Genomic DNA, 402 nt, shown 5'->3' with positions numbered 1-402 from the left:
CGCGTGGCGGGCAGTCTGGGCGTATTCCACCAAGCGGGCCGCGCACGACGAGAAGACGTTGAACGCGCAGGAGGCCCGCGCCCGTGACGTTGTCGACGGCGGCAAGGCCCCGAAATCGACGCGGTTCGTCAAGACCACGGCGAAGGGCCGCACGCTTGATCAGACCTCGATCGCCCGCGCCAGATCCCTCGTTGGGCTGAAGGGCTATGTCACGAATCTTCCTGCCGCAGTGATGGATTCAGGAGAGGTGATCGCGACGTATCATGATTTGTGGCGGGTGGAGCAGTCGTTCAGAATGTCCAAAACAGACCTTCGGGCCCGCCCTATTTTTCACAGGCGGCGGGATGCGATCGAGGCGCATCTGACGATCGTGTTCGCGGCGCTCGCCGTCGCAAGGCGCGT

At 63.7% G+C, this 402-nt stretch carries 1 protein-coding gene; it reads left to right on the top strand.

All coding sequences use genetic code 11. The annotated features are described in order from the left end of the window. The coding region (locus TBIF_RS23725) for an IS1634 family transposase (RefSeq protein ID WP_038171437.1) at positions 1-402 on the top strand (402 nt) is incomplete at both ends.

Origin of the sequence: Tomitella biformata AHU 1821, from assembly GCF_000524475.1 — a bacterium.
Taxonomy (GTDB): Bacteria; Actinomycetota; Actinomycetes; order Mycobacteriales; family Mycobacteriaceae; genus Tomitella; species Tomitella biformata.
This window is presented reverse-complemented; position numbering and strand designations above follow the sequence as displayed.